Origin of the sequence: Rhizobium rosettiformans, from assembly GCF_016806065.1 — a bacterium.
Lineage (GTDB): Bacteria > Pseudomonadota > Alphaproteobacteria > Rhizobiales > Rhizobiaceae > Allorhizobium.
In genome coordinates, this window is sequence record NZ_CP032405.1 from 3689530 (window position 1) to 3712338 (window position 22809).

23 protein-coding genes are annotated in these 22809 nt (G+C 62.8%); 13 read left to right on the top strand and 10 right to left on the bottom strand.

Annotation, left to right across the window (positions count from 1 at the left end):
• The first annotated feature begins 96 nt into the window (after positions 1-96).
• The gene (locus tag D4A92_RS18130; protein ID WP_203016359.1) at positions 97-1233 is read left to right on the top strand and encodes a cobalt-precorrin-5B (C(1))-methyltransferase; all 1137 of its coding nucleotides are present in this window, start codon (positions 97-99) and stop codon (positions 1231-1233) included.
• Positions 1223-1915, top strand: coding sequence for a cobalt-precorrin-6A reductase (locus tag D4A92_RS18135; protein ID WP_203016360.1), 693 nt, complete (start codon positions 1223-1225; stop codon positions 1913-1915). The genes D4A92_RS18130 and D4A92_RS18135 overlap by 11 nt, the downstream gene beginning before the upstream one ends.
• Before the next feature lie 12 nt (positions 1916-1927).
• Here D4A92_RS18135 and D4A92_RS18140 read toward each other — a convergent pair whose 3' ends face one another.
• A complete protein-coding gene (locus D4A92_RS18140) occupies positions 1928-5341 on the bottom strand; it encodes a DUF3971 domain-containing protein (protein WP_203016361.1) in 3414 nt (1137 codons plus the stop codon).
• Positions 5342-5463: 122 nt separating this feature from the next.
• Here D4A92_RS18140 and bcp point away from each other — a divergent pair, with 122 nt between their 5' ends.
• From bcp to D4A92_RS18165, 5 genes are all read left to right on the top strand, one after another.
• Positions 5464-5931 (top strand): thioredoxin-dependent thiol peroxidase, encoded by a 468-nt coding sequence (bcp, locus tag D4A92_RS18145; RefSeq protein WP_203016362.1) that lies wholly within the window; start codon positions 5464-5466, stop codon positions 5929-5931.
• A gap of 1 nt (position 5932) precedes the next feature.
• Complete coding sequence (locus tag D4A92_RS18150; protein ID WP_203016364.1) at positions 5933-6778, top strand: ferritin-like domain-containing protein; 846 nt, start codon at positions 5933-5935, stop codon at positions 6776-6778.
• A gap of 132 nt (positions 6779-6910) precedes the next feature.
• Positions 6911-8221 (top strand): peptidoglycan DD-metalloendopeptidase family protein, encoded by a 1311-nt coding sequence (locus tag D4A92_RS18155; RefSeq protein ID WP_203016366.1) that lies wholly within the window; start codon positions 6911-6913, stop codon positions 8219-8221.
• A 227-nt stretch (positions 8222-8448) separates the two neighbouring features.
• Entirely contained in the window at positions 8449-9966 is a 1518-nt protein-coding gene (locus tag D4A92_RS18160) for a DEAD/DEAH box helicase (RefSeq protein ID WP_203016368.1), read from the top strand.
• Positions 9967-9971: 5 nt separating this feature from the next.
• Positions 9972-10379 (top strand): NUDIX domain-containing protein, encoded by a 408-nt coding sequence (locus tag D4A92_RS18165; RefSeq protein WP_203016371.1) that lies wholly within the window; start codon positions 9972-9974, stop codon positions 10377-10379.
• On the opposite strand, the gene D4A92_RS18170 is transcribed toward D4A92_RS18165, so the two are convergent.
• From D4A92_RS18170 to D4A92_RS18200, 7 genes are read right to left on the bottom strand one after another with little or no spacing between them, the layout of a single operon-like run.
• Complete coding sequence (locus D4A92_RS18170) at positions 10367-10708, bottom strand: TfoX/Sxy family protein (protein ID WP_203016373.1); 342 nt, start codon at positions 10706-10708, stop codon at positions 10367-10369. The genes D4A92_RS18165 and D4A92_RS18170 overlap by 13 nt on opposite strands.
• 2 nt (positions 10709-10710) lie before the next feature.
• Positions 10711-12354, bottom strand: coding sequence for an NTP transferase domain-containing protein (locus tag D4A92_RS18175; protein ID WP_203016375.1), 1644 nt, complete (start codon positions 12352-12354; stop codon positions 10711-10713).
• Positions 12351-13067, bottom strand: coding sequence for an XdhC family protein (locus D4A92_RS18180; RefSeq protein ID WP_203016377.1), 717 nt, complete (start codon positions 13065-13067; stop codon positions 12351-12353). Before D4A92_RS18180 ends, D4A92_RS18175 begins: the two co-directional genes overlap by 4 nt.
• Positions 13067-13396 (bottom strand): XdhC family protein, encoded by a 330-nt coding sequence (locus D4A92_RS18185; protein ID WP_203016379.1) that lies wholly within the window; start codon positions 13394-13396, stop codon positions 13067-13069. The genes D4A92_RS18180 and D4A92_RS18185 overlap by 1 nt, the downstream gene beginning before the upstream one ends.
• Positions 13393-14667, bottom strand: a complete 1275-nt coding sequence (locus tag D4A92_RS18190) for a vWA domain-containing protein (RefSeq protein ID WP_246753975.1) — start codon at positions 14665-14667, stop codon at positions 13393-13395. Before D4A92_RS18190 ends, D4A92_RS18185 begins: the two co-directional genes overlap by 4 nt.
• Position 14668: 1 nt before the next feature.
• Positions 14669-15601 (bottom strand): AAA family ATPase, encoded by a 933-nt coding sequence (locus D4A92_RS18195; protein WP_203016381.1) that lies wholly within the window; start codon positions 15599-15601, stop codon positions 14669-14671.
• Positions 15602-15627: 26 nt separating this feature from the next.
• Positions 15628-16113 (bottom strand): flavin reductase, encoded by a 486-nt coding sequence (locus tag D4A92_RS18200; protein ID WP_203016382.1) that lies wholly within the window; start codon positions 16111-16113, stop codon positions 15628-15630.
• A gap of 163 nt (positions 16114-16276) precedes the next feature.
• Between D4A92_RS18200 and D4A92_RS18205 the strand changes: the two genes are divergently transcribed.
• Complete coding sequence (locus D4A92_RS18205) at positions 16277-17371, top strand: branched-chain amino acid ABC transporter substrate-binding protein (RefSeq protein WP_246753976.1); 1095 nt, start codon at positions 16277-16279, stop codon at positions 17369-17371.
• A gap of 6 nt (positions 17372-17377) precedes the next feature.
• On the opposite strand, the gene D4A92_RS18210 is transcribed toward D4A92_RS18205, so the two are convergent.
• Positions 17378-18142: an SDR family NAD(P)-dependent oxidoreductase gene (locus D4A92_RS18210; protein ID WP_203016383.1), complete on the bottom strand. Its 765-nt coding sequence runs from the start codon at positions 18140-18142 to the stop codon at positions 17378-17380.
• A gap of 210 nt (positions 18143-18352) precedes the next feature.
• On the opposite strand from D4A92_RS18210, the gene rpe reads away from it, so the two are divergent.
• The 5 genes from rpe (at position 18353) to D4A92_RS18235 (ending at position 21966) form a co-directional block, all read left to right on the top strand.
• The gene (gene rpe / locus D4A92_RS18215; protein ID WP_069043787.1) at positions 18353-19030 is read left to right on the top strand and encodes a ribulose-phosphate 3-epimerase; all 678 of its coding nucleotides are present in this window, start codon (positions 18353-18355) and stop codon (positions 19028-19030) included.
• Positions 19027-19746: a DUF2259 domain-containing protein gene (locus tag D4A92_RS18220; RefSeq protein WP_203016384.1), complete on the top strand. Its 720-nt coding sequence runs from the start codon at positions 19027-19029 to the stop codon at positions 19744-19746. The genes rpe and D4A92_RS18220 overlap by 4 nt, the downstream gene beginning before the upstream one ends.
• Positions 19746-20225 carry a hypothetical protein gene (locus D4A92_RS18225; RefSeq protein WP_203016385.1) on the top strand — a complete coding sequence of 160 codons (480 nt, stop codon included), beginning with the start codon at positions 19746-19748 and terminating at the stop codon, positions 20223-20225. The genes D4A92_RS18220 and D4A92_RS18225 overlap by 1 nt, the downstream gene beginning before the upstream one ends.
• 63 nt (positions 20226-20288) lie before the next feature.
• Positions 20289-21590: an adenylosuccinate lyase gene (gene purB, locus D4A92_RS18230; RefSeq protein ID WP_203016386.1), complete on the top strand. Its 1302-nt coding sequence runs from the start codon at positions 20289-20291 to the stop codon at positions 21588-21590.
• 79 nt (positions 21591-21669) lie between these two features.
• Positions 21670-21966 (top strand): hypothetical protein, encoded by a 297-nt coding sequence (locus D4A92_RS18235; RefSeq protein ID WP_203016387.1) that lies wholly within the window; start codon positions 21670-21672, stop codon positions 21964-21966.
• A gap of 10 nt (positions 21967-21976) precedes the next feature.
• Here the strand turns inward: D4A92_RS18235 and D4A92_RS18240 are convergent, their stop codons facing one another.
• Positions 21977-22768 (bottom strand): DUF2189 domain-containing protein, encoded by a 792-nt coding sequence (locus D4A92_RS18240; protein WP_203016388.1) that lies wholly within the window; start codon positions 22766-22768, stop codon positions 21977-21979.
• Between the last annotated feature and the right edge of the window lie 41 nt (positions 22769-22809).

Consider the following 22809-nt stretch of genomic DNA (forward strand, 5'->3'; position numbering starts at 1 on the left):
CGTGCGGCAAAAATGCAATTCCGCCATGGCTCTTTCCGACCCAAACCTTCGGCCACATGCCTTCCTCAAGGCCGCCGGCTCGCCTATAAGCGAGCCATGAGTGACGTCGAAAGACAGGCTGTAGGAAATGGGGCCGAGGGCCACCGGCTTGAAAAGCCGGAAGGCACCCCCTTGCGCAATGGTTGGACGACGGGGGCCTGTGCGACGGCAGCAACCAAGGCGGCCTTCACGGCTCTGCTGACGCGTAACTTTCCAGACCCGGTCTCGATCACACTGCCGAAAGGCGAAACGCCGGCCTTCGCGCTTGCCCGCGAGGGTTTCGACGGCGAGAGCGCCTATGCGGGCATCGTCAAGGATGCCGGTGATGATCCGGATGTGACCCATGGCGCCACCGTAATCGCGACCGTGACCCGCCTACCCCCCGGAAGCGGCATCCGCTTTGTGGCTGGCGACGGGGTCGGAACCGTCACCAAAGCGGGCCTGCCGATTGTCGTCGGAGAGCCGGCAATCAATCCAGTGCCCCGCGCCATGATGACGGCCGAGATCGAAGCGATTGCTGCAGCTCACCAGGTCAAGCCGGATCTCGAGGTGAAGATTTCCGTTCCCGGCGGCGCACAGATTGCAGAAAGCACCTGGAACCCGAGGCTCGGCATTCTCGGCGGGATCTCCATTCTCGGAACGACGGGGATCGTGCACCCCTTCTCCTGCGCCGCCTGGATTCACTCAATCCACCGCGGGATCGACGTCGCCCGCGCCGAAGGTCTGCCCCATCTGCTCGGCGCGACCGGTTCGACATCGGAAAAAGCGGCCCAGATCTTTCACAACCTGCCGGACGGCGCGCTGATCGATATGGGCGATTTTGCCGGCGGATTGCTCAAATACCTGCGTGCCCACCCTGTCCCGAGGCTGACGATTGCCGGCGGTTTCGCCAAGATGACGAAACTGGCCCAGGGCGCCCTCGATCTGCATTCCTCACGCAGCCAGATTGACAATCACTTCTTTCTTTCAATGCCTTGCACCGATATTCTCACAGACTCTGCCCGGCGAGCCGTCGAAAATGCCAACACTGCGCTCGAAGTGCTTGAGATCATGACGAAAGAGAGGATCGCGATTGCCCCTGCCGTTGCCACGGCGGCAAAGCGGACGGCCGAAAGTGTGTTGCGCGACAGCGGCGTGGCGGTCGACATCATCGTCACCGATCGCAAGGGAACGATCATCGCCCATGCGAGCTGAACCGGAGGATGCGCCTCAGAAAATCCTGATCCTCGGCGGCACGGCCGAGGCCCGTCTTCTGGCGGAAAGGCTCGTGGCCGAAGGCCATGATGTCACCACTTCGCTGGCGGGGCGAACGGTTGACCCGATCCTGCCTGCGGGCACAGTCCGGATCGGAGGCTTCGGAGGGGCGGAAGGTCTGGCAGTCTATCTACGGGCGGTGGGCTTCGACCGGATGATCGACGCCACGCATCCCTTCGCGCGGCGGATCAGCGAAAACGCCATCAAAGCCGCGGCGATATCAGGCGTCCCGCTCGAACAGCGGCTGCGCCCGCGCTGGCAGAAACAGCCGGGAGACCGCTGGAGGAGCGTAGCCACGCTCGAGGCGGCGGCCGAGGTCTTGCCGTCGGGCGCGACGGTGTTCCTCGCCCTTGGCCGGCAATATCTGGACGCCTTCGTCGGGCGCGACGATTGCCGCTTCGTGGTCCGCATGGTCGATGCGCCGGAGATGCCGCTCGCTTTCGCGGATTACACCCTCGTCCTCGGCAAACCGGCAAGCGATCCCGACCGCGAGGCAGACCTCTTCACGGCATACGGGGTCACACATTTGGTCTGTCGCAATTCGGGAGGTCCCGCGGGTTACGCCAAGATCACTGCGGCGCGACGTCTTACCCTGCCGGTCGTGATGCTCGAGCGCGACTGAAGGTCAGCCCGTTCAGCGGAACTCGAAAATTTGGCGGAACACACCCGGCGCGATGATCGACAGGGGGTTGATCACCAGATTGGGCTTCATCGTCGGCCCAGTCAGCTTGAAGGTGATGCCGAGCAGGCCGCGGTCACGCCCATTGCCGAGAATGGCACCGATCACAGGCAATTCGCCGAACAATCGGTTTAGCCCATAGGCTGGCATGAAGGTACCGGTCAGGTCGATGCGTCCGGATTGATCGCGCACGATCCCCTGGAAGGTCGCGCCCACCTGCTCGCCGCGCACGATACCGTTCTCGACGCTGAGCGTGCCGCCGACCAGGGAAAGGCGGGCAAAAGCGCGCTGGAAGCGCGCGGAGCTCACGTCGATATCGCTGCGAACGGCATTGTTGAGGCTGCGTCCGTCGGCACCGGTCGGCGCGGAGACGATCGTCTGGAGCCGCTCTTCGTTTTCAACCTGGAAGTTGCGCAGATCGAGATTGCCGCTCCAGGCGCCGTCGCGGGTTTCCGTCAGGCGCAGGTTGGCAAGACCGCCGCCGAGGCGTTTGTAGGCGTCGAGAAAACGCAAGACGGCACCGGCATCGCTGGTGGTGACGGAAAGTTCTCTCAAGCCTTCAGGCTGACGCAGTTTAGCGACCAGCGCCTGACCGCTTCCCGTGACGCCGGAAAAGTCGACGGCACTGATCCGGCCTTTACTCGCTCCATAGATGATTGAAACACCCGACAACTGCTCGCCGCTGAACCCGACCACGCGGTCGAAGCGCCCTTCGATCTTGAGCGAAGTTCGCGAGGACTTTGTGTCGCCGCTATCGCTGGACGGCCGTTGCAAGGTGGAGATTAGCGAGCGAGCGTCGAAGGCGCGGCCATTGGCCACGACCGAATAGACGCCCTTGCTGAGACGAACGGTCAGCGCCACCTCGTCTTCCGGCGACAGGCGGACGCGAGACAGATTGGCGGCGACAAGCCCGGTATCATCCGCGGTCATGTCGCCGGAGGCGCCGAAGCCCTCACCATCCAGAGCGAACTTGCGGATCAGCGACAGCTTTCCGTCCTTGGCCAACTCGAACTTGGCGGTTGCGCCGATGCCTTGCCCCTTCGACCACCCCACCCAGGGAATGGTCAGCGTCGCGGATCGGAGATCAACGGAGACGGCCTGGGTCGTTTCATTGATCCGGCGAAGTTCCAGCTTGATCGCTCCATTGACGATCTCACCGAGGCCCGGCGCAAGCTTTTCGCGGGCCACATTGTCGAGCGTCGCGGTGACCACCCGTTCCCGGAGAACAGCGCCTTCGCCGCGACGCACCGGCTCGGTGAGGTTCACCTCCATGGGGACGTCATCGATTTTCGCCGATGCAGCGAGCTTGGCCTTGTCGCGATCGACCGACAGGGATCCGGTGACATCGGCGATCAGACGCCCGTCAAAGGGTTTGGCCACATCCACGTCGTCGAGAGCGATTTCCGCCGTCCAGCTCGGTTCGGGTGGCGATTGATCGGGCACCAGACCGAGGCGGATCTTCGCCTTCCCGCGAACCTTGCCGGAAAAGTCCGAAGGCTGGAGGTCCACAACCTTCAGCGCTTCGATCGGCTTGAAGGAAACGAGTTCGGCCACCGCATCCGCAGCACCTGCGATATCGAGGTCGATATCCGCCATCAGAGGCTTTTCATAGGCGTCCTGCAACACCAGGCGACCGCTCTCCAGCTTGACCATGCGGCCTGACGGGAAGAAGGACCCGGCCGAGCGAATGGCGACGTCGACCCGCTCGCCGACCATATCGAAGCGGCCATAGACGTCACGCAGCGGCGGCAGTTCGCCTGTGAGATTGAGACGCGCATCTTCCAGATCAAACCCGATCTTCAGTTCGTCGGCATTGAGCCGCACCGGCGTCGGATCGATCGACAGGCGGTTCTGAGGAATGAAGACATCGATCGTACCCTTGGGGATCATGCCGCCATAGAGGTTTTCGAGAACCCACTGCCGCGGCTTGGAGGCAATCCAGTAGGGCCACAATTGCTTCACCACAGTGGTGCGCATGTTCTCGACCACGGCGTTGAACCGGATCTCCGGCCCCGTTCCACCGAAGCCTACCTGCAGCTTGCCGCGCATGTTGCCCGACGGCGTGGAAACGTCGAGCGTGTCGAGTTGCAGGCGGTTTTCGCCAACCAGGTAGCGACCATAGCCCTTCAGGAAGAAGGGAAACGGTGCTTCGCCAGCGCTCGGCACATTCGCTCGGCCATCGGTGACCACGAGATCGATGCCGAAACCCTTGCCGAAACTGCTGCCTTCCGGCAGCCGGTCGAGATCGATCAGGCCACCGGACAGCGGAAAAATGGTTTGATCGAAACGCGCGGTCGAGTCGGCAAGCTCGATCGTGTCCTTGGCGAAGTCGTAGGAGAGCTTGAGACGGGCATCGGTAATCTCCTGCCGTTGGCCGTCGGAGTAGAAGCCGGCTTTCTGCATGTTGATGCCAAGCGAGACGCTGGCACCCTGATCCGGCGCCTCGCGCCGAGCATTGAGCAGCAATTCGGCCGAACCTTCGATCCCCTGGCGCGCCTCGCCCGTGCTGGAACGTCGCAGCAGGAACGGGGTCACCCGCATATCGGCAACGCGCATCGTCAGCGATTCGGCCCGACCATCGACATTCGTCGTCAGCGCCGTCAGTTCCGTTTGTTGTCCGTTGACCGCGACCGCACCGAAGATCGAAAGCGAACCGTCATCGCCGCGTTCCAGCACGATGTCGTCGATCGCAAGCGTCATCGGTCGGCCGCTCGCACTCGTGGAGGCGATCTCCAGTCCGGCAAGGCGCATGCGGTCGAGACCGCCGCGGGCGATGAAACCCTGCAGCCGGTCGAGTTCGGCAAAGGCATCTGCCAACCGGGCCGGAATATGATCTATCCGCCAATCCGAGATGTCGACAGGCTCCCCCTTCGGCAACACCGTCGCATCGAGATCGATGCCCTCGCTGACGATCTCCCGGATGGAGAACCGACCGCCGAGAAGCGCCAATGGCTCGAGGATGAAACGGACCGAATTCGTCAAGGCAACCCGCTCGCCGCCCGCCTGTTCGTGCAACGTGACGTCCCGCGCCTCGACGGACAATTCCATACCATTGGAGAAGCGCACTTCGGTTCCGCCGATTTTGGCGGTGAACTGCGGTCCGAGCGCATTGTTGAGGACGGCCTGCGCCCGTTGTGCAAGAGCGGCATCGAGAGTGCCGCTTTCGACCACGGCATAGACCGCAAAGAACACGACGACCCAGAGCCCGGCGAAGCCGGCCAGCACCCGCGACAGGCGCCGGAACAGCGATCGCTTCGGCGGCGGACAATGCACGATGAGGGGATCCTCGGCCTGGGCAGACGGAAGAGCATGCAGCGGCACAATGTCCCGCTTGCGAAACCGTAGCTTTTCGCCCCGGATCTCCGACATGTCCTGGTGATTGTCTCCGTCGATCGATGCCGCTAACAAGTCGCTCTGGACGACTGCGGAGCGGACTATATATCGAAGGCGCCCACAATCACCCACAAAACGGGCAAAAGAAAGGTTATCCCATGACGGATTTGACTGCCGGGGACATGGCCCCCGATTTCTCCCTGCCCCGCAATGGCGGCGGCACCGTTTCGCTTTCAGATTTCGCCGGAAAGCCGGTGATACTCTATTTCTATCCCAAGGACGACACGAGCGGTTGCACGACGGAGGCCGTCGACTTCTCGGGCCTGACGGAGGAATTCGCAAAGCTCGGCGCAACCGTCATCGGTGTCTCCCCTGATTCGGTGAAGAGCCACGACAAGTTTGCCGCCAAGCATAACCTCTCGGTGGTGCTGGCATCTGACGAGGAGCACAAGGCACTGGAAGCCTATGCCGTCTGGAAAGAGAAGAGCATGTACGGCAAAACCTATATGGGTGTCGAACGCTCCACCTTCCTGATCGACAAATCCGGCAAGGTTGCCGAGGTCTGGCGCAAGGTGAAGGTTCCCGGCCATGCCGAGGCCGTGCTGAAGGCGACACAGGCCCTCTGACATGCTGGAGACAACGCAGCCCGAGACGGCTTTTCACTCCCTTCGCGGCGCTGCCACCCTCGCAATCCTGAGCGCCGACCTCGACGAGAAGACGGCGCTCGCCCAGACTGCTGCGATCCGCTGGCACGAGCGCCGCCTGTCGCTGCGCTCGCCGCTCGATCCGCCGCTTCCCGATCGTCCGGGCCGCCCGGCAAAACCGGAGCTCGTGCCGCCCAAAGCCGTTGGAAAGCGCTCGCTGCACACCCTGCCCGGCCGCATCGCCCTGCTGCATGCCCTCGCCCATATCGAGCTCAATGCGGTCGATCTCGCCCTCGACATCGTCGCCCGCTTCGCCACCGAACCGGTGCCACATTCCTTCTTCGACGGGTGGATGAAGGTCGCCTACGAGGAGGCCAAGCATTTCCGGCTGGTGCGTGATCGCCTGCGGGAACTGGGCGCCGATTATGGCGACATGCCCGCCCATGACGGGCTTTGGCAGGCGGCTCACTCGACGAAGAACGACCTCACCGCCCGCCTCGCCGTCGTGCCGCTCATCCTCGAAGCCCGCGGGCTCGACGTGACCCCGTCGCTGCAGGACAAGATGCGCGAAACGGGCGACATCGAAAGCGCCGATGTCCTGAAGGTCATCTACGACGACGAAAAAGGCCATGTCGCTGTCGGTGCGAAATGGTTCCGCTTCCTCTGCGCCCGCGAGAAACGCGATCCGGCGAAAGCCTTCCAGGATCTGGTTCGGGCCAATTTTCGCGGTCAGCTCAAGGCCCCTTTCAACGACGTCGCCCGCGCCGAAGCAGGGTTGACGCCGTCCTTCTACCGATCCTTGTCCTCGAAGAACAACTCGTCGGTTTGACAGGCAATTCCAAGCGCCTAACGCTTCATTAACCCTAATTATGCGTAATTGCTAACGGCGGATCGGACAGGCGACTCGCCGCATCGGGCAATCGCGTGACGGCGGCCTGCCCGGCATGAAATGGGGGTCAGCGTGACGACGGGTTCGAACAACCAGGTCTTCGGAAAGCGCCGGGAACAGCACATCATCATTCTGGCGAGCGGCGATCGCATCCGCCACATGACGATCCGTCCGTGGATGGTGGCGCTTACCGTTTGTTTTCTCGGCACCATGGCGATCGGTTATCTCGGCGCCACGACCTACCTCGTCCTGCGCGACAACCTGATTGGCGCCACCATGGCGCGCCAGGCGCGCATGCAGCATGAATATGAAGACCGAATCGCAGCGCTCCGCGCCCAGGTGGACCGCGTCACCTCGCGCCAATTACTCGACCAGCAGGTGGTCGAGGAAAAGGTCGAGAAACTCCTCGAACAGCAGATGGCGCTGACCTCGCGTCACGGTCGGATCGACGCGCTTCTGCAGACGGACAGTGCGCCGGACGCTCTCCCCACTGATGGCCCCATGCCGGCCGAAAAGCCTTTGGTCGAGGGCAAGGACCGAGCTTCCCTCTCGACGGGAACACAAGCCTTTGCCGCCCTGCTCGGTGAAACAGCAGCGCCGTCGAAATCGGAAGTCCCGCAACGTCGCGCGCTCGCGCTTGGTTACGTACCCATGACCGGTGAAAATGTCGCAGACCGCGCCGACCGCCTCTTTTCGCACATGACGCTGTCGCTGAAGGAGATCGAGGCCGAGCAGCTTCAACGAATCGACGAACTGGCGAACGGCGCCTCGCAGACCGCCGACGAGATTGCCGCGATCCTCAGGCGTCAGGGCGTGCCGATCGACGAACAGGCTGCACTGCCGGCAACCGACGCCGTCGGTGGTCCTTATCTGGCGCCGCAGTCAGACCGGGATTTCAACGCTTCTCTGAATGCGCTGGATGTGGCACTAACGCGTCTGGAGACGGTTCGCGAAACGGCCAAGCGTCTGCCCTTTGCCAACCCGGCCCCTGGCCGAGAAATCACCAGCCGATTCGGTAATCGCCCGGATCCATTCTTCGGCGGACTTGCCATGCATGCCGGCATCGATTTCCGTGCACCGACGGGCACGGAAATCCGCTCCACCGGGGCCGGCAAGGTCGTCACGGCAACCTTTTCCGGCGGCTATGGGAACATGGTCGAAATCGATCACGGACTCGGCCTTTCCACCCGCTATGGTCACATGTCCCGCATTCTGGTGAGCGAGGGCGACACGGTCGAAACCGGGCAAATTCTCGGCCTGGCAGGCTCGACGGGACGGTCGACCGGGCCGCATCTGCATTACGAGGTCCGGCGCAACGGCGCCCCTGTCGATCCCATGCGTTTTCTCAATGCCGGAATGAAGCTGACGCCGCTTATCAATTGACGGCGAGGCGACGATACGCAGCAGGTTTTCCGTCAGCAGGGCTCCGGTTTGCGGATCACCATGACGTTGCAAGCCAATTAATCGTGATCATTAAGCCTTTGTAGGGGTAAATCCGCCCGTTTCCTTGACTTTCCGGCAGTTTCCTTCTATTCGCCGCAACCATTGTCGCCCGATCTTCCGGGCTATTGAGCGATGTTCGCGAGAACAGGAACGGAAACTACTTCCCTTTGACCACTTTTGCTGACCTTGGCCTGAGCCAAAAAGTCCTTTCTGCCGTCACCGATGCCGGCTACACCATTCCGACCCCGATCCAGGCAGGCGCAATTCCGCCGGCCCTGCAGCGGCGGGATATTCTCGGCATCGCGCAGACAGGCACCGGCAAGACCGCATCTTTCGTTCTTCCGATGTTGACGCTCTTAGAAAAGGGCCGCGCAAGGGCTCGCATGCCGCGCACGCTCATTCTGGAGCCGACGCGCGAATTGGCAGCCCAGGTCGCCGAGAACTTCGAGAAGTACGGACGGAATCACAAGTTGAACGTGGCGCTGCTGATTGGTGGCGTTTCGTTCGATGAGCAGGATCGCAAACTGGAACGTGGTGCCGACGTCCTGATCTGCACGCCAGGCCGCCTGCTCGACCATTGTGAGCGCGGCAAGCTTCTGATGACTGGCGTCGAGATCCTCGTCATCGACGAAGCCGACCGCATGCTCGACATGGGCTTCATCCCCGATATCGAGCGCATCGCCAAGATGATCCCGTTCACGCGTCAGACGCTGTTCTTCTCAGCCACCATGCCGCCGGAAATCCAGAAACTGGCGGACCGCTTTCTGCAGAACCCGGAACGCATCGAGGTTGCCAAGCCCTCCTCGACCGCACTCACGGTCACGCAGCGTCTCGTTGCCTGCCACAACAAGGACTACGAGAAGCGTGCCAAGCTGCGCGAACTGATCGGCACCCAGAGCGAATTGAAGAACGGCATCATCTTCTGCAACCGCAAGAAGGACGTCGCCGACCTGTACCGTTCGCTGGAGCGTCATGGCTTCTCCGTCGGCGCCCTGCATGGCGACATGGACCAGCGCTCGCGCACCAACATGCTGGCCGGCTTCAAGGACAACCAGATCACGCTTCTGGTCGCCTCGGACGTTGCCGCCCGCGGCCTCGACATCCCGGATGTCAGCCACGTCTTCAATTTCGACGTACCTATCCATGCGGAAGATTATGTCCACCGCATCGGACGCACCGGTCGTGCCGGCCGCTCGGGCGCAGCCTTCACCCTGGTGACGCGCAGCGACACGAAATTCCTCGACGCCATCGAAAAGCTGATCGGTCAGACGATCGAATGGCATGACGGGGACATATCGGCACTTCCGGCGCCGGCTGAGAGCCACGACGAAAGCCGTGGAAAACGCGGTCGCGACAAGGGTCGCGAGAGGCGCGGCGGTCATAAATCCGATACGCGCAGCGAGTATGTGAAGCCCGTCGAGGCAAGCGTCGAACCAGTCAAAGCGGCAGAGGAAGTTCAGGTGATGGAAGCGATCAAGGTGGAGCCGGTGGCGACAGAACGCAAAACGGACAAGCGCCGCGATCAGAACCCGCGCAACAACCGCAACAATCCTTATCCGGCAAACGACGACAATCGTGATCGCCGCCGCAACCGTCATCACGACCATGACGACGGTCCGACGCCGGTTGGCTTCGGCGATGACATCCCGGCCTTCATGCTGATCGTCGCTGCCGCCAAGGCTTGATCCCAGTGGGGCAGCCCGGTATTGATTTCCCCGGTCTCGGGGTTGGTCTTGCCATCCTTCGGGATGGCAAACTGCTTTTGTGCAAGCGCATGAAGGCACCGGAGGCCGGCCACTGGAACATCGTCGGTGGCAAGGTCGACCACATGGAGCGGGCAGAGATCGCCGCGCGCCGTGAGGCCGAGGAAGAGACGGGGCTATCGATCGGTCCGATCCGCTATCTCGGCATGACCGAACAATTGATCGAGGCGGACCGCCAGCACTGGATTTCGCTTCTCTACGTCACCGACGACACGACCGGCGATCCGCAACTGACCGAACCGGACAAGCTTTCGGAAATCGGCTGGTTTGATCTGGATGACCTGCCGCAGCCGCTTTCGGTTTTCACCCAGACGGTTCTGACCTATCTGCGCTGAGCGGCCTCACGCTCGGTGACCCGCATCGCGGCATCGAGCGCGATCCGCACCCATTTTGCCATGATATCCGGGTCGTCGAGCGCTTCATCGGGGATCGTCCAATAGGGCATGGCGACAGGCTTGCCGCTACGGCCCTCATAGCACCAGCGCTTGGCGCCGGCTTCTTCCAGGAGAGGCGCACTCTCCTCATCGCCCTTCAGCATTAGGTCGCCGCGCAATTCGAGCGCAAAAATGATGCCGCGCGCATAGATGCCCTTGCCACCGAACATCCGGCGGATGGTCACCGGTCCGACCGCTTCGAACATTTCCTCGATCGCCGCATTGTCCATGGTCAGTCCTTCAAGATCCCACCGGCCGCCACAATAGCCTCCGGCGTATCCACATCAAGACGGGCAGCCGCGCCGATTTCGACATCGATGACGGCAAGGCCCGCGCTTTCGATCACCGGGCGGGCTCCGATATCACCTTCCAGTGCCTTCAAGGCCTCGAAGGTCGCTGCGGGCAAAATGACGGGATTGCCGCGCTGGCCATCGGACACGGCGCGCACGATCGCCTTGCCACCGGACTTTACATAGGCACGGGCGAGTGCTGCGATATCACCACTGGAGACATCAGGCATGTCGGCAAGCAGCACCATTATGCCAGGCAGCCCCTTCGCCTCGACGGCTGCAAGGCCAGCCTTCAGCGAGCTCGCCATGCCGGAGGCAAACTCTGTGTTCTCGGTAACGTCCGCGGCAAGGGCCGATAGCGCAGCAGTTACTTCGTCGCTCCGGTGCCCGGTGATGACGGTAACCGGACCCACGCCAGCCTCGATCGCCTGACGTACCGAACGTCTCACCAATGGTTCGCCCTCGAACTCGGCAAGCAGCTTGTGGCGACCACCCTCGCCCATCCGGCTTGCCCGACCGGCGGCGAGCACGACGAGGCCAAGGGCCGCCGGATCGACATCCTTCGTGGCGCTTAGACGCGGCAGCGGACGGCTCGGGATCTCCATCAGCAGACCACCGACTCCCCAGCCGGCCATTTCGACACGATTGGGTGGATGACCGGCGAGAATGCCGTTCAGGACCCAGTCGAATCCGTTTTCCTTCGGCGAGCGGGCGCATCCCGGCGCGCCGATGACGGGGACATCGCCTACATGACCGAGAACCAGCAGATTGCCGGGATCAACGGGCAGGCCGACCTGATCGACCACGCCGCCGGCAAGCCGGATGGCCAAGGGTATGACATCATCGGCATCGGCCACGGCCGAGGCACCGAAGACGATGATGAGCGGCGGACCGTCTTCGGCGCCAGCTCTGTCATAAAGCGAGGCGCGGATGGCGTCCGCCACGGCGTCAGCCCGATGCGGGACCCGGTGTTCGGATGCAAGTCGGCTCGCCGAGGGCGCAAGCCGGGCTTCGAGCACGCGGGTCGTCTTGTCCATGACGGACGGCTTCAGGGACGGCAGTTGGGTGGCGACGAGATGCACCCGGTGCCTGCGATAGAGCGCGACCTCGAAGGCGATACCCTCCTGCAGGATGGCAGCAGCCTCCATAACACGCGCACCCGCCACGGCCAGCGGAATGATCTTGACGGTCGCGACGAGATCGCCGGCCCGCACGTCCCGCCGATCGGCGAGACAGGCAAGCGTGATCGCGGGATCGACGGCGTTGAAGCGGTCGACCAAGGTCTTGTTCGCACGAAAGAGACCATTCGCCGAAGCGTAGAAATTCACACGCCCGGTCGATGCCGGACTGCGGGTGAGCCCGCGAAGATCAATCACGGCGCTCAACCGATCGGCCGCTTCATCTTCCATCAGGTCACCGGGTTCCAGCCGGCAGACAATGATGGTGTTTACCTCCTCTGCCTGCAAGCGTGCGAGATCGTCTGCCTGGAGACGGTGTCCCTTGGACAGCTTGCCGGAAGCCAAAGGCTGGGAATGCGCAAGGATCGCACCACCAGCTTCAGGTGTCGGGATTGGCCCGAACTTCACGATGTGGCCTCTCGGGCGCCGGGAAGAGCCCCAACACTGCGCCGGCGCAGCGACTGGATGATATCGGCAAGAATCGCGACCGCGATTTCAGCCGGCGTAGCTGCACCGATATCGAGGCCGATCGGGGCATGAATGCGCAAGATGCTCTCTGCGTCGATACCGGCGGCGGTCAGCCGCTCGATCCGCTTCGCATGCGTCTTGCGCGAGCCGAGCGCGCCGACATAGAAGCAGCCGGCATGGAGAGCCGCGATCAGGCCAGGATCATCGATCTTCGGATCATGGGTCACGGCAACCATGGCCGAGTAGCGGTCGAGCGGCATCGCAGCGAAGACCTCGTCCGGCCAGTCAGCCCGTAGATCGATGCCGGCGAAGCGCTCGGGCGTTGCAAAGGCCGTGCGCGGGTCGATGATGGTCACCGCGAAGCCGGATAGGGCTGCCATGGGCGCCAGTGCCTGGCTGATATGCACGGCACCGACGACCAAGATCCGGGGCGGTGGCAAATGGACGTTGAGAAACAGGCTCTTGCCCTCGATATCAACGATGCCCGATTTGCCCGAGAGAAGACGCGCCCGGATCTCCTGCCCCAGCGCATCGGTAGCAATCTGATCCTCAGTGAACAGTTGCGAGACGCCCGTGTCCAGGTCACTCACCAGCACGGCGCCGAGACGGTCACGTTTCGCGGCGTTCAGAGCCGCAAGCGTCGAAATCTCCATCAGCCGAGCCTCTCGACCTGCACGCGGATGCGGCCGCCGCAGGAGAGGCCAACCCGCCAGGCGGTTTCGTCGGCCACGCCGAATTCGAGCATCTTCGGCATGCCCCTCTCGATCACGTCGAGCGCCTCGGAGATGACGGCCCCTTCGACGCAGCCACCGGAGACCGAGCCTTCGAAATTGCCCTCGCCGTCGATGACAAGATGGCTGCCGACCGGGCGCGGCGCCGAGCCCCAGGTCTCGATTACGGTCGCGATCGCGACGGATCGTCCCTCGGCGAACCAGCTTTCGGCAATCTCAAGCGGATCGCGCAGAACGGCGTCGGTGGTCATGGCAGGCTCCTGTCTGAAGCGAGGTAACGCTTGGGGTCGCAATTCCGATCCGGCGCACCGGATAAAGATTGCACGAGATCCGACAGCGCTTCCAGAGTATGGACTGACCGCAACTCGTCGACATGCGGCAGCATGGCCCGCACGCCTCGCGCGCGCGCTTCGAAACCGGCAAAGCGCAGCAGTGGATTGAGCCAGACGAGGCGTCGGCACGAGCGATGCAGCCGGTCGGTCTCGCGGGCAAGCATATCGACCTCGTCCCGCTCCAGCCCGTCGGTGATCAGGAGCACGACGGCACCCTGCCCCAGCACGCGCCGTCCCCAATGGCGGTTGAAGAGCTTCAGCGTCTCGCCGATCCGCGTACCGCCCGACCAGTCGGCAACGGCGTCCGTGCATTGCGCGATCGCCTCGTCCGGATCTCGATGGCGGAGTTGCCTCGTCACATTAGTGAGCCGCGTTCCGAAAAGGAAGGTATGCACCCGGCGGCGACGTTCGGTCAGCACATGCAGGAAATGCAGGAAGATGCGGGTATACTGGCTCATCGAACCGGAAATGTCGGCAAGGATGACGAGCGGCGGCGGTTGTTGCCGACGCTCCCGGAACTTCGGCAGCATCAGATCGCCACCGGTTCGCAGCGACTGACGCATGCTGGCGCGCGGATCGATGAGGCGCCCGCGCGGAGAGAGCCGGTAGCGGCGCGTTTGAACGAGATCAAGCGGCATAGCCAAACGCTCGATCGCGCGCCGCGCTTCCTTCAACTCGCTGGCTGTCATTTGCCCGAAATCAAGCCGGCGAAACACCTCCTGGCCTGAGACCGTGAGCCGGGCATCGACCTCGACATCCGGCTCTTCGCGTGGCTTCGGCTCGCGGTTCCGATCCGCAAACAGCGCGTCACTCACACGCGCACCGCCGGCCTTCGGCTTCTGTCGCTCACCGATGGCCGCCACCGGCGACATCAAGGCGATCATCTTGCCGACGAGATCGCGCGAGCGCCAGAAGACCGAAAAGGCCTCATCGAAAACGGGCTGATCCTCGTGCCGCTTGACGAAGATCGCCGAAAGCGCAGCATGGAACTCGATGCGCGAACCGATACCGATCGCGTCGACCGCCTCGATGGCATCGATGACGGCACCGGGGCCAGGCTTCAGGCCAGCCTTTCGCAGGACACGCGCGAAATGCACGATATTGTCGGCTAGCTGCCCGTCACCCTTGACCGGCGGCGGCACCACGATGCCGTCGCGTCCACTGGCGGGATGCGGCCCGAAGCTTTCCATCTCAGCCAGCCTTTGCCAGGAGCTCGGCCTTGACCTCCGAGAGCAGCTTTTCGCCTTCGCTGCCCTGGATGCGGGCGATATCCTCCTGGTATTTCAGAAGCGTGCCCAGCGTGTCTGCAATGGTCTCAGGATCAAGCGCCAACCGGTCGAGTTCGGTCAGTGCCGTTGCCCAGTCGATGGTCTCGGCAATGCCGGGGTTCTTGAAGAGGTCGATGGTCCTCAGCTTCTGGACATAGGCGACGATCTGCCGAGACAGCTGCTCGTTGCAGCCCTTCACCTTGCGGCGGATAATCGCCAGTTCATCGGCAGCAGTCGGATAGTCCACCCAGTGATAGAGGCAACGGCGTTTCAGCGCATCATGCACCTCGCGGGTGCGGTTCGACGTGACAATGACGATGGGCGGCTCGGCGGCCTTCACCGTGCCGAATTCGGGGATGGTCACCTGGAAATCCGAGAGCACCTCGAGCAGGAAGGCCTCGAAGGCCTCGTCCGTGCGGTCGAGTTCGTCGATCAGGAAGACCGGCGCGCGTCCCGGCTCGCCTTGCAGCGCCTGCAGAACCGGACGGCGGATCAGATAGCGCTCGGAGAAGATGTCGCCTTCGAGCCGCGTTCGATCCGAGACGCCGGAGGCTTCGGCCATGCGGATTTCCAGCATCTGCGCCGGATAGTTCCATTCGTAGACAGCCGAGGCCACATCGAGGCCCTCGTAACACTGCAAGCGGATCAGCGGGCGGTCGAGCGCCTTGGCGAGCACCTTGGCGACTTCGGTCTTACCAACGCCGGCTTCCCCTTCCAGGAAAAGCGGGCGCTTCATCCTGAGCGCCAGAAACAGCACGGTAGCAAGCGGCCTGCCGGCCAGATAATCCTCAGCCGAAAGCAGATCGATGATGCCATCGATCGTCTCCGGCAGCGCCTTTCCCGAGGTCTCTGCCATGTCTCCTCCCATGTTCGAGGGAAAGTCTATAGCGTGTGATAGCACCGGTCCAGATAGATGAGAGACGGCTCACGCTCACCGAAATGCACCGCCTTCACCTCGCCGAAGAGCACCGTATGGGTATTCGTCACCTTGCGGTCAGTCACGACGCAGTCGAAGGCGACGATCGCATCGACAAGCACCGGCGAGCCGGTCTCCATCACCTGCCATTCGGCCTGGGCGAAACGGTCTTCGGCCGAGAGTTTGCCGAAACCTGCAAAGGCATTCGCCAGATCCTGGTGATGGGCGCCCAGCGTGTTCAACGCGAAATGCCCACTCTCGAAAAGCACGGCATTGCTTGGATTGCTGTTGTTGAGGCAGGCAAGCACCATGGGCGGGCTGTCTGACACCGAGCAGGCGGCAGTGATGGTGACCCCGCGCCGGATGCCTTGATGCTCCGTCGTCACGATCTGCACATGCCCCGCATAACGGCTCATGGCCTCGCGATAGACGACCGGATCCAGAACTTGCATGCTCAAACTCGAAACTCCCCTCGGTATGTTCCCCCGTCGATATCGGAATATGGGCCGCAGCCCTTACCTTTTCCACAACACCATCACGATTTCACAGCGGACCCGTTTCGATAAGCGGAAAGCCAGCATTTCCAATTGCCTGCGCGTCGGCTAGGATCGCGGCATGCCCCAATCGCGCTTGCTCACAACCTGGCTTTCGCTTCCACTGCTCCTGCTGCCGGGCATACCTGGAGCATCGGCAGCGGAGCTGAAACTTGCCTTGGTTGCGCCGAAAACCGGCAGCTTCGCCGTGCTCGGCGATCAGGTGCGAAAGGGCGCAACGCTCGCCGCCGAGGGCCTGTCGATAAACCTCGTCGAGATCGATGAACCCTGCACAGACGGCAGCGGCCAGGCGGTCGCGGAAGCGATCACGGCGGCCGGCGCGACAGCAGCGGTCGGCTTTCTCTGCAGCGAAACACTGAAGGAAGGCCTGCCCGTACTGGCAGACGCCGATCTGCCCGCAGTGACGCTGTCGGTTCGTTGGACGGGATTGATGGAGGATGCGGTAAAGGCTGGCTGGCCGCTTTTCCGTCTCGCACCGAATGGCGATCAGGAATCCGCCAAGCTCTCCGAAGTCATCCTGCGTGATTGGCCAGGCGAGCCCGTGGCGCTGCTGGAAGACGGCACGATCCGCGGCCGTGAACTGACAGAGGCCATCCGAATCACGCTCGAGGAGCGCGGCCTGAAGCCCGCTTTCGTCGACACCTTCCGGCCGGGACAGGAACAGCAACTGACGCTGGTCCGGCGGCTGAAGACGGCCGGCATCACGCACGCCTTCGTCGGTGGCGATCGCAACGATGTCTCGATCATCGCCCGGGATGCCAAAGCGGAGGGCCTGTCGCTGACGCTGCTCGGCGGTGAAGCCATGCGCGCGGCAGACGAACCGGTCCCTCTGGAAGATGGAGTGCTCGCGGTCGGTCTAGTGGAGACACCGCAAGGTCCATCGGCATCGGCGCTGATGAGCGCGTTCGAAGCTGTGGGGATCGCGCCGGAGGGCTATGTTCTGCCGGCCCACGCGGCGGTCACCATGCTCGCGGATTCCTGGGGCATCTCGTCTGCCATGGGCACACCCGTCACGGATGCCCTGATCGGCACGACCTTCGAGACGGCGATCGGTTCGATTACCTTCGGCGAGGGGCATGAGCTGACCGAGAACCCCTATCGCTTACTGCAATGGCAGGGCAAGGCCTTCGTGCCCGTGCCCGAACCATCGCAGTAAGCGCGCTCAGTCGCGGTAGGGCCAGAAGGCCTGGCTGAACACGCCGCCATCCACCCAGATCGTCTGGCCGGTGACGAAAGCCGATTGCGGACCGGCAAGGAAGAGGATCGGCCCTGCGATATCCTCCGGCGTGCCGACACGACGCAGAGGCGTCACATCGCCCCAGGTCTTCGCATAGTCAGGCGCTTCGGCCTGGGTGCGTGCCGTTTCGATAGCACCCGGTGCCACGCAATTGACGCGGATCTGATGCGGCCCGAGCTCGACGGCCGACACTTTGGTCAGCTGCTCGATGCCACCCTTCGACGCGGTGTAGTCGACCAGTTTCGGGAAGGCATGCTTGTTGCAGCCGGAGCCGAGATTGATGATCGAGCCGCCCTTGCCAGCCTCCACCATGCGGCGCGCCACGCGCTGGCTGTTTAGGAAGGTGCCCTTGAGATTGGTGCTGACGACGGCGTCCCAGCGCTCTTCGGAAAGTTCGAGCATTGAGGCCCAGGTCTGGATGCCGGCATTGTTGACGAGCACGTCTGGCACTTGTCCCGCCCAGGCGATGACCTCGTTCAGGAATCCTTCGATGTCAGCGCTGTTGGCCACCTCGCATTCCCGTCCGATCGCGCGCCCACCGAGGGCTGCGACTTCCTTCTCGACCTCCGCTGCGGCATCCGGCTGACCGAGATGGGTAAAGGCGACGTCGTAGCCTTCCCGGACAAAGGCCGATACCAGATGACGGCCGATGCCGGAGCTGCCGCCGGTGATGATTGCAAATTTGGCCATGTCGTCCTCCCGGATGGCTATGCTTTTGCCGAGGGATGCAGCGCCGGGCAGCAATCGTCAAGGCCAGCCATGCCGATGACAGGCGTCTCATCCGAAGGCATGGTTGCCGCTCAAGGGCGCCGATGCTATGCGGACCGCCATCAACAGCTGATGCCCGCGCCTCTCGTCCGCGACGGCATCGATCGATCCCTGGCCCGCGAGGAGCTTCCGATGACCCGTCCTCTCCTGATCTCGCCTTCCATTCTGGCTGCCGACTTCTCCCGCCTCGGAGAAGAAGTGCGCGACGTCGTCGACGCTGGCGCAGAATGGGTGCATCTCGACGTGATGGACGGCCATTTCGTCCCAAACATCTCCTTCGGCCCCGCGATCATCAAGGCGCTGCGCCCCTGGACCAAGGCCGTCTTCGACTGCCATCTGATGATCGCGCCGGCCGATCCCTATCTCGCCGCTTTTGCCGATGCTGGCTGCGATATCATCACCGTGCACGCGGAAGCCGGTCCGCATTTGCACCGCTCGCTGCAGACCATCCGGGCGCTCGGCAAGAAGGCCGGCGTTTCGCTCAATCCGGCGACGCCGCTTTCGGTCCTAGAGCATGTGATGGATGATCTCGACCTGATCCTGATCATGAGCGTCAACCCGGGCTTCGGCGGCCAGAAGTATATCCCCGCGATGACGGACAAGATCGCTAAGGCGAAGGCCCTGATCGGCAACCGCCCGATCGACCTCGAGGTCGATGGCGGCGTCACCGCCGACAATGCCGCCGAGATCGCTAAGGCCGGTGCCAATGCACTGGTTGCGGGCTCCGCGATCTTCAAGGGCAAGGGCGTTGACGACTACCGCAAGACGGTCGACACTCTGCGCAAAGCAGCCGAGGGAGGTCGGGCTTGAAACTGCAGCTATCTGCCATCGCGCTTGCGCTTCTGACGGCCTCTGCGGCCTCAGCCGGAGACGTGGCGGAGATGCGCCCCCTGGGTTTCTCGCCTGACGGCAAGTTCTTCGCCTTCGAGCAATTCGGCGAGCAGGATGGCTCCGGCTTTGCCTATGCCGAAATCCAGGTGATCGACACCGAAACGGACCGGTATGTCCCGGGCACACCTGTCAGCGTCTTGATCAAGCGGGAAGAAGCTTCGGTCGGCGAAGCGCGACGGGAGAGCCTGAAGCAGGCGAAGGACATTCTGGAGGCCCGCAAGATCGGTGATGATCCCGGCTATCTGGTGGCCCTCGCGCCGATCAGCGAGCTCTCCGGCAAGATCGATGAACTACGCTATCAGGCATTTCCCGGCTTCTACGTGGCGGAAGGGGTTTATCGCGTGAGCCTCGAAGAGTTCGACGTCAAGGGCGAGGATCTCTGCGCCAGTATGGATGTGGCGGTTCGCGGCTTTGCTCTTTCGATCGCCGATGACCAAACACCTGAAGCCCGGCGCGAGGTCTACCGCGACAAATCTATTCCCAAGAGCCGCAACTGCCCGAGTGCATATGCGATCGGCGGAGTCGTCACCCCGGGTTACGGCTCGAACGGACCGCACATGATCATGGTTCAGGTGTCATCCCTCGGCTTTGAAGGCAACAATCTGCGCTGGCTCGCCGTGCCAGTGAAGCCCTGATGCCGCGCAGCCCCCTGCCGTCGGTCCTGTTGTGGATGGGCGGGTCGCTTGCCTGGGCGCTGGCCATGGCGGCAAGCTTTCAGCTTTCCGTCCATCTTTTCGGGCGCGCGACGAGCAGCAATGACCTCGCCTTGACCCTGATCTACGCTGCCGGCGGTCTGATCGGCTGGCTCGTCGCCCTGCCCCTCATCTACCTGGTCGAGAGGCGCGGCGGCCCGCAGACCGTCCTGGCGGCCTGGCTCTTGCTGCTCGGCATCGTCACCGTTGGGGCAATCGCCGGGATCTACGTCCTGCAATATCGAACCTTCTATGCCCATTGGCATGCGCCATTCCCCTCGCGCATCTGGGTCTATCAGCAGATTTTCACCACCGCATCTGCCCTCTATCAGTTTGCCGTGCTCGGGCTGCGTCACCTGCTGCCGGTCGGATTGGCAATGCTTCTGGTACTCAGCATGATGATGGCCCGCCGCAGCCGTTGAGCTTGCCGCCCCACTTTGCTAAGGGGGGCCAGCATTTTCCATGTCCAACGAAAGACGAGCCCGATGATCCCGCGTTACTCCCGGCCGGAAATGGTCGCCATCTGGTCCCCCGAAACCAAGTTCCGCATCTGGTTCGAGATCGAGGCCCATGCCTGCGACGCGCTCGCCGATCTCGGCGTGATCCCGAAGGAATCAGCCCGCACCATCTGGGAAAAGGGTGGCCCGGCCGAATTCGACGTCGCCCGCATCGATGAGATCGAGGCCGTCACCAAGCACGACGTCATCGCCTTCCTGACACATCTCGCCGAATTCATCGGCCCGGACTCGCGCTTCGTCCACCAGGGCATGACCTCGTCGGACGTGCTCGACACGACCCTCAACATCCAGCTGGTCCGCGCGGCCGACATCCTGATCGCCGACATGGATCGGGTCCTGGCAGCCCTCAAGGCCCGCGCGTTCGAACACAAGGACACGGTCCGCATCGGTCGCAGCCATGGCATCCATGCCGAACCGACGACGATGGGCCTGACCTTTGCCCGTTTCTATGCCGAAATGGCCCGCAACCGCGACCGCCTCGTCAATGCCCGTGCGGAAGTAGCGACCGGCGCGATCTCCGGCGCCGTCGGCACGTTTGCCAATATCGACCCGCGCGTCGAAGAGCACGTCTGCGCAAAGCTCGGCCTCGTGCCGGAGCCGATCTCGACCCAGGTCATCCCGCGCGACCGTCACGCGATGTTCTTCGCCACCCTCGGCGTCATCGCCTCCTCGATCGAGAACGTCGCGATCGAAATCCGCCACATGCAGCGCACCGAAGTTCTGGAAGCGGAAGAATTCTTCTCGCCGGGCCAGAAGGGCTCGTCGGCCATGCCGCACAAGCGCAACCCGGTTCTGACCGAAAACCTCACCGGCCTTGCCCGCCTCGTGCGCATGTCGGTCGTTCCGGCCATGGAGAACGTGGCGCTGTGGCACGAGCGTGACATCAGCCACTCGAGCGTTGAGCGCGCCATCGGCCCGGACACCACGATCACCCTCGACTTTGCACTCAATCGTCTGGCCGGCGTCATCGAAAAGCTCGTCATCTACCCCGACAACATGTTGAAGAACATGAACAAGTTCAAGGGTCTGGTCATGAGCCAGCGCGTTCTGCTCGCGCTCACGCAAGCCGGTGTTTCGCGCGAGGACAGCTACCGCCTCGTCCAGCGCAACGCGATGAAGGTTTGGGAAAAGGGTGCCGACTTCCTGGAAGAACTGCTGGGTGATGAAGAGGTGCGCGCCGCGCTTTCGGAAGAAGACATTCGCGAAAAGTTCGACCTCGGGTACCATACCAAGCATGTCGACACGATATTTGCCCGCGTCTTCGGCTGATACCCGGCGAGCGGACATGTGACATAACGAGACGGGCGCGGAGACATTCGCGCCCGTTTTGATTGGGGAGGAGTAAAGCATGGCGCGCCTGTCACGCCTCTTTCTTTCGACAACCGCTATCCTTGCCATCTCGGGCATTTTGCTGCTGAGCGGCGATCGTTACGACTGGATGCCGGGGCTTGACCCGACTATCGACTCCTCCGGGATCGAGACGGATGGCAGCCGCGCGCTGGTTCGCACGGTACTGCTTGCGGCCGCTCTGGCTGCATCTGCGACGATCGCCTTGGTCACCAAGGCGCGATTGAGAGGCGAGCGCCTGCTGCCTCTCGTCTTGTCGTTGGCGGCGATCGCCGCCTATGCCGTCGGCGGCGCATAGGGGTCGAGAACTAGACCACCAGCCGGCGATAGAAGTGCCAGGTCGCATGGCCGAGCACCGGCACGATGATCACGAGCCCGACCATCAACGTCGCCATCCCGATCGCCAGCAGTGCGGCCACCATCAGGCCCCACACGGCGACCGGCACCGGATTGGCAAGACTTGCCCGGACCGAGGTCGAAACCGCCGAGGCGGCGCCGCAGTCGCGGTCGAGCAGCATCGGAAAAGCGACGATGCTGATGACGAGCGCGACTAGCGCAAGAACGAAGCCAAACGCGTTGCTCCAGAACAGGAAGGCCAGCGCATTGGGATGGTCGAGAATTCCGCTCGCAAAGGCAAAGAGGCCCGGCGAAGGATAGTCACCGATGAGCGAGAGATAGAGCCCGCGTGACACGACCAGCCAGACCATGAAGAGCGTCAACAGGTAGAGGCTCATCATCAAGAGAGCGGGCAAGGATGGCGACTTGAAGAGGTTGAGCACGTCGGACCAGTCGGCAGGCTGGCCGAGTTCGCGGCGACGGCTGATTTCCATGAGCCCAAGCGCCAGAAGCGGGCCGACAAGCGCAAAGCCGGCCAGGAGCGGATAGACCATCGGCAGCAGTTCGACGCCGGCGCTCCAGCCGATCATGATTGCGCCGGCAATCGGATAAATCAGCGCCACGAAGGCATAGTGGGAAGGCTTTTCGCGAAAATCCTCATAACCTTCGCGCAAGGCTGCGAAGACGTCGGACACGGCGATCTGCCGTACCGCAGGCCTGACAATCGTGCCGGTGGCACCGGTCATCACATGAAATGTCGACATTCTCACTTCCTCCTCGAGCAACAGGGTCTGTAAGCTGCAAA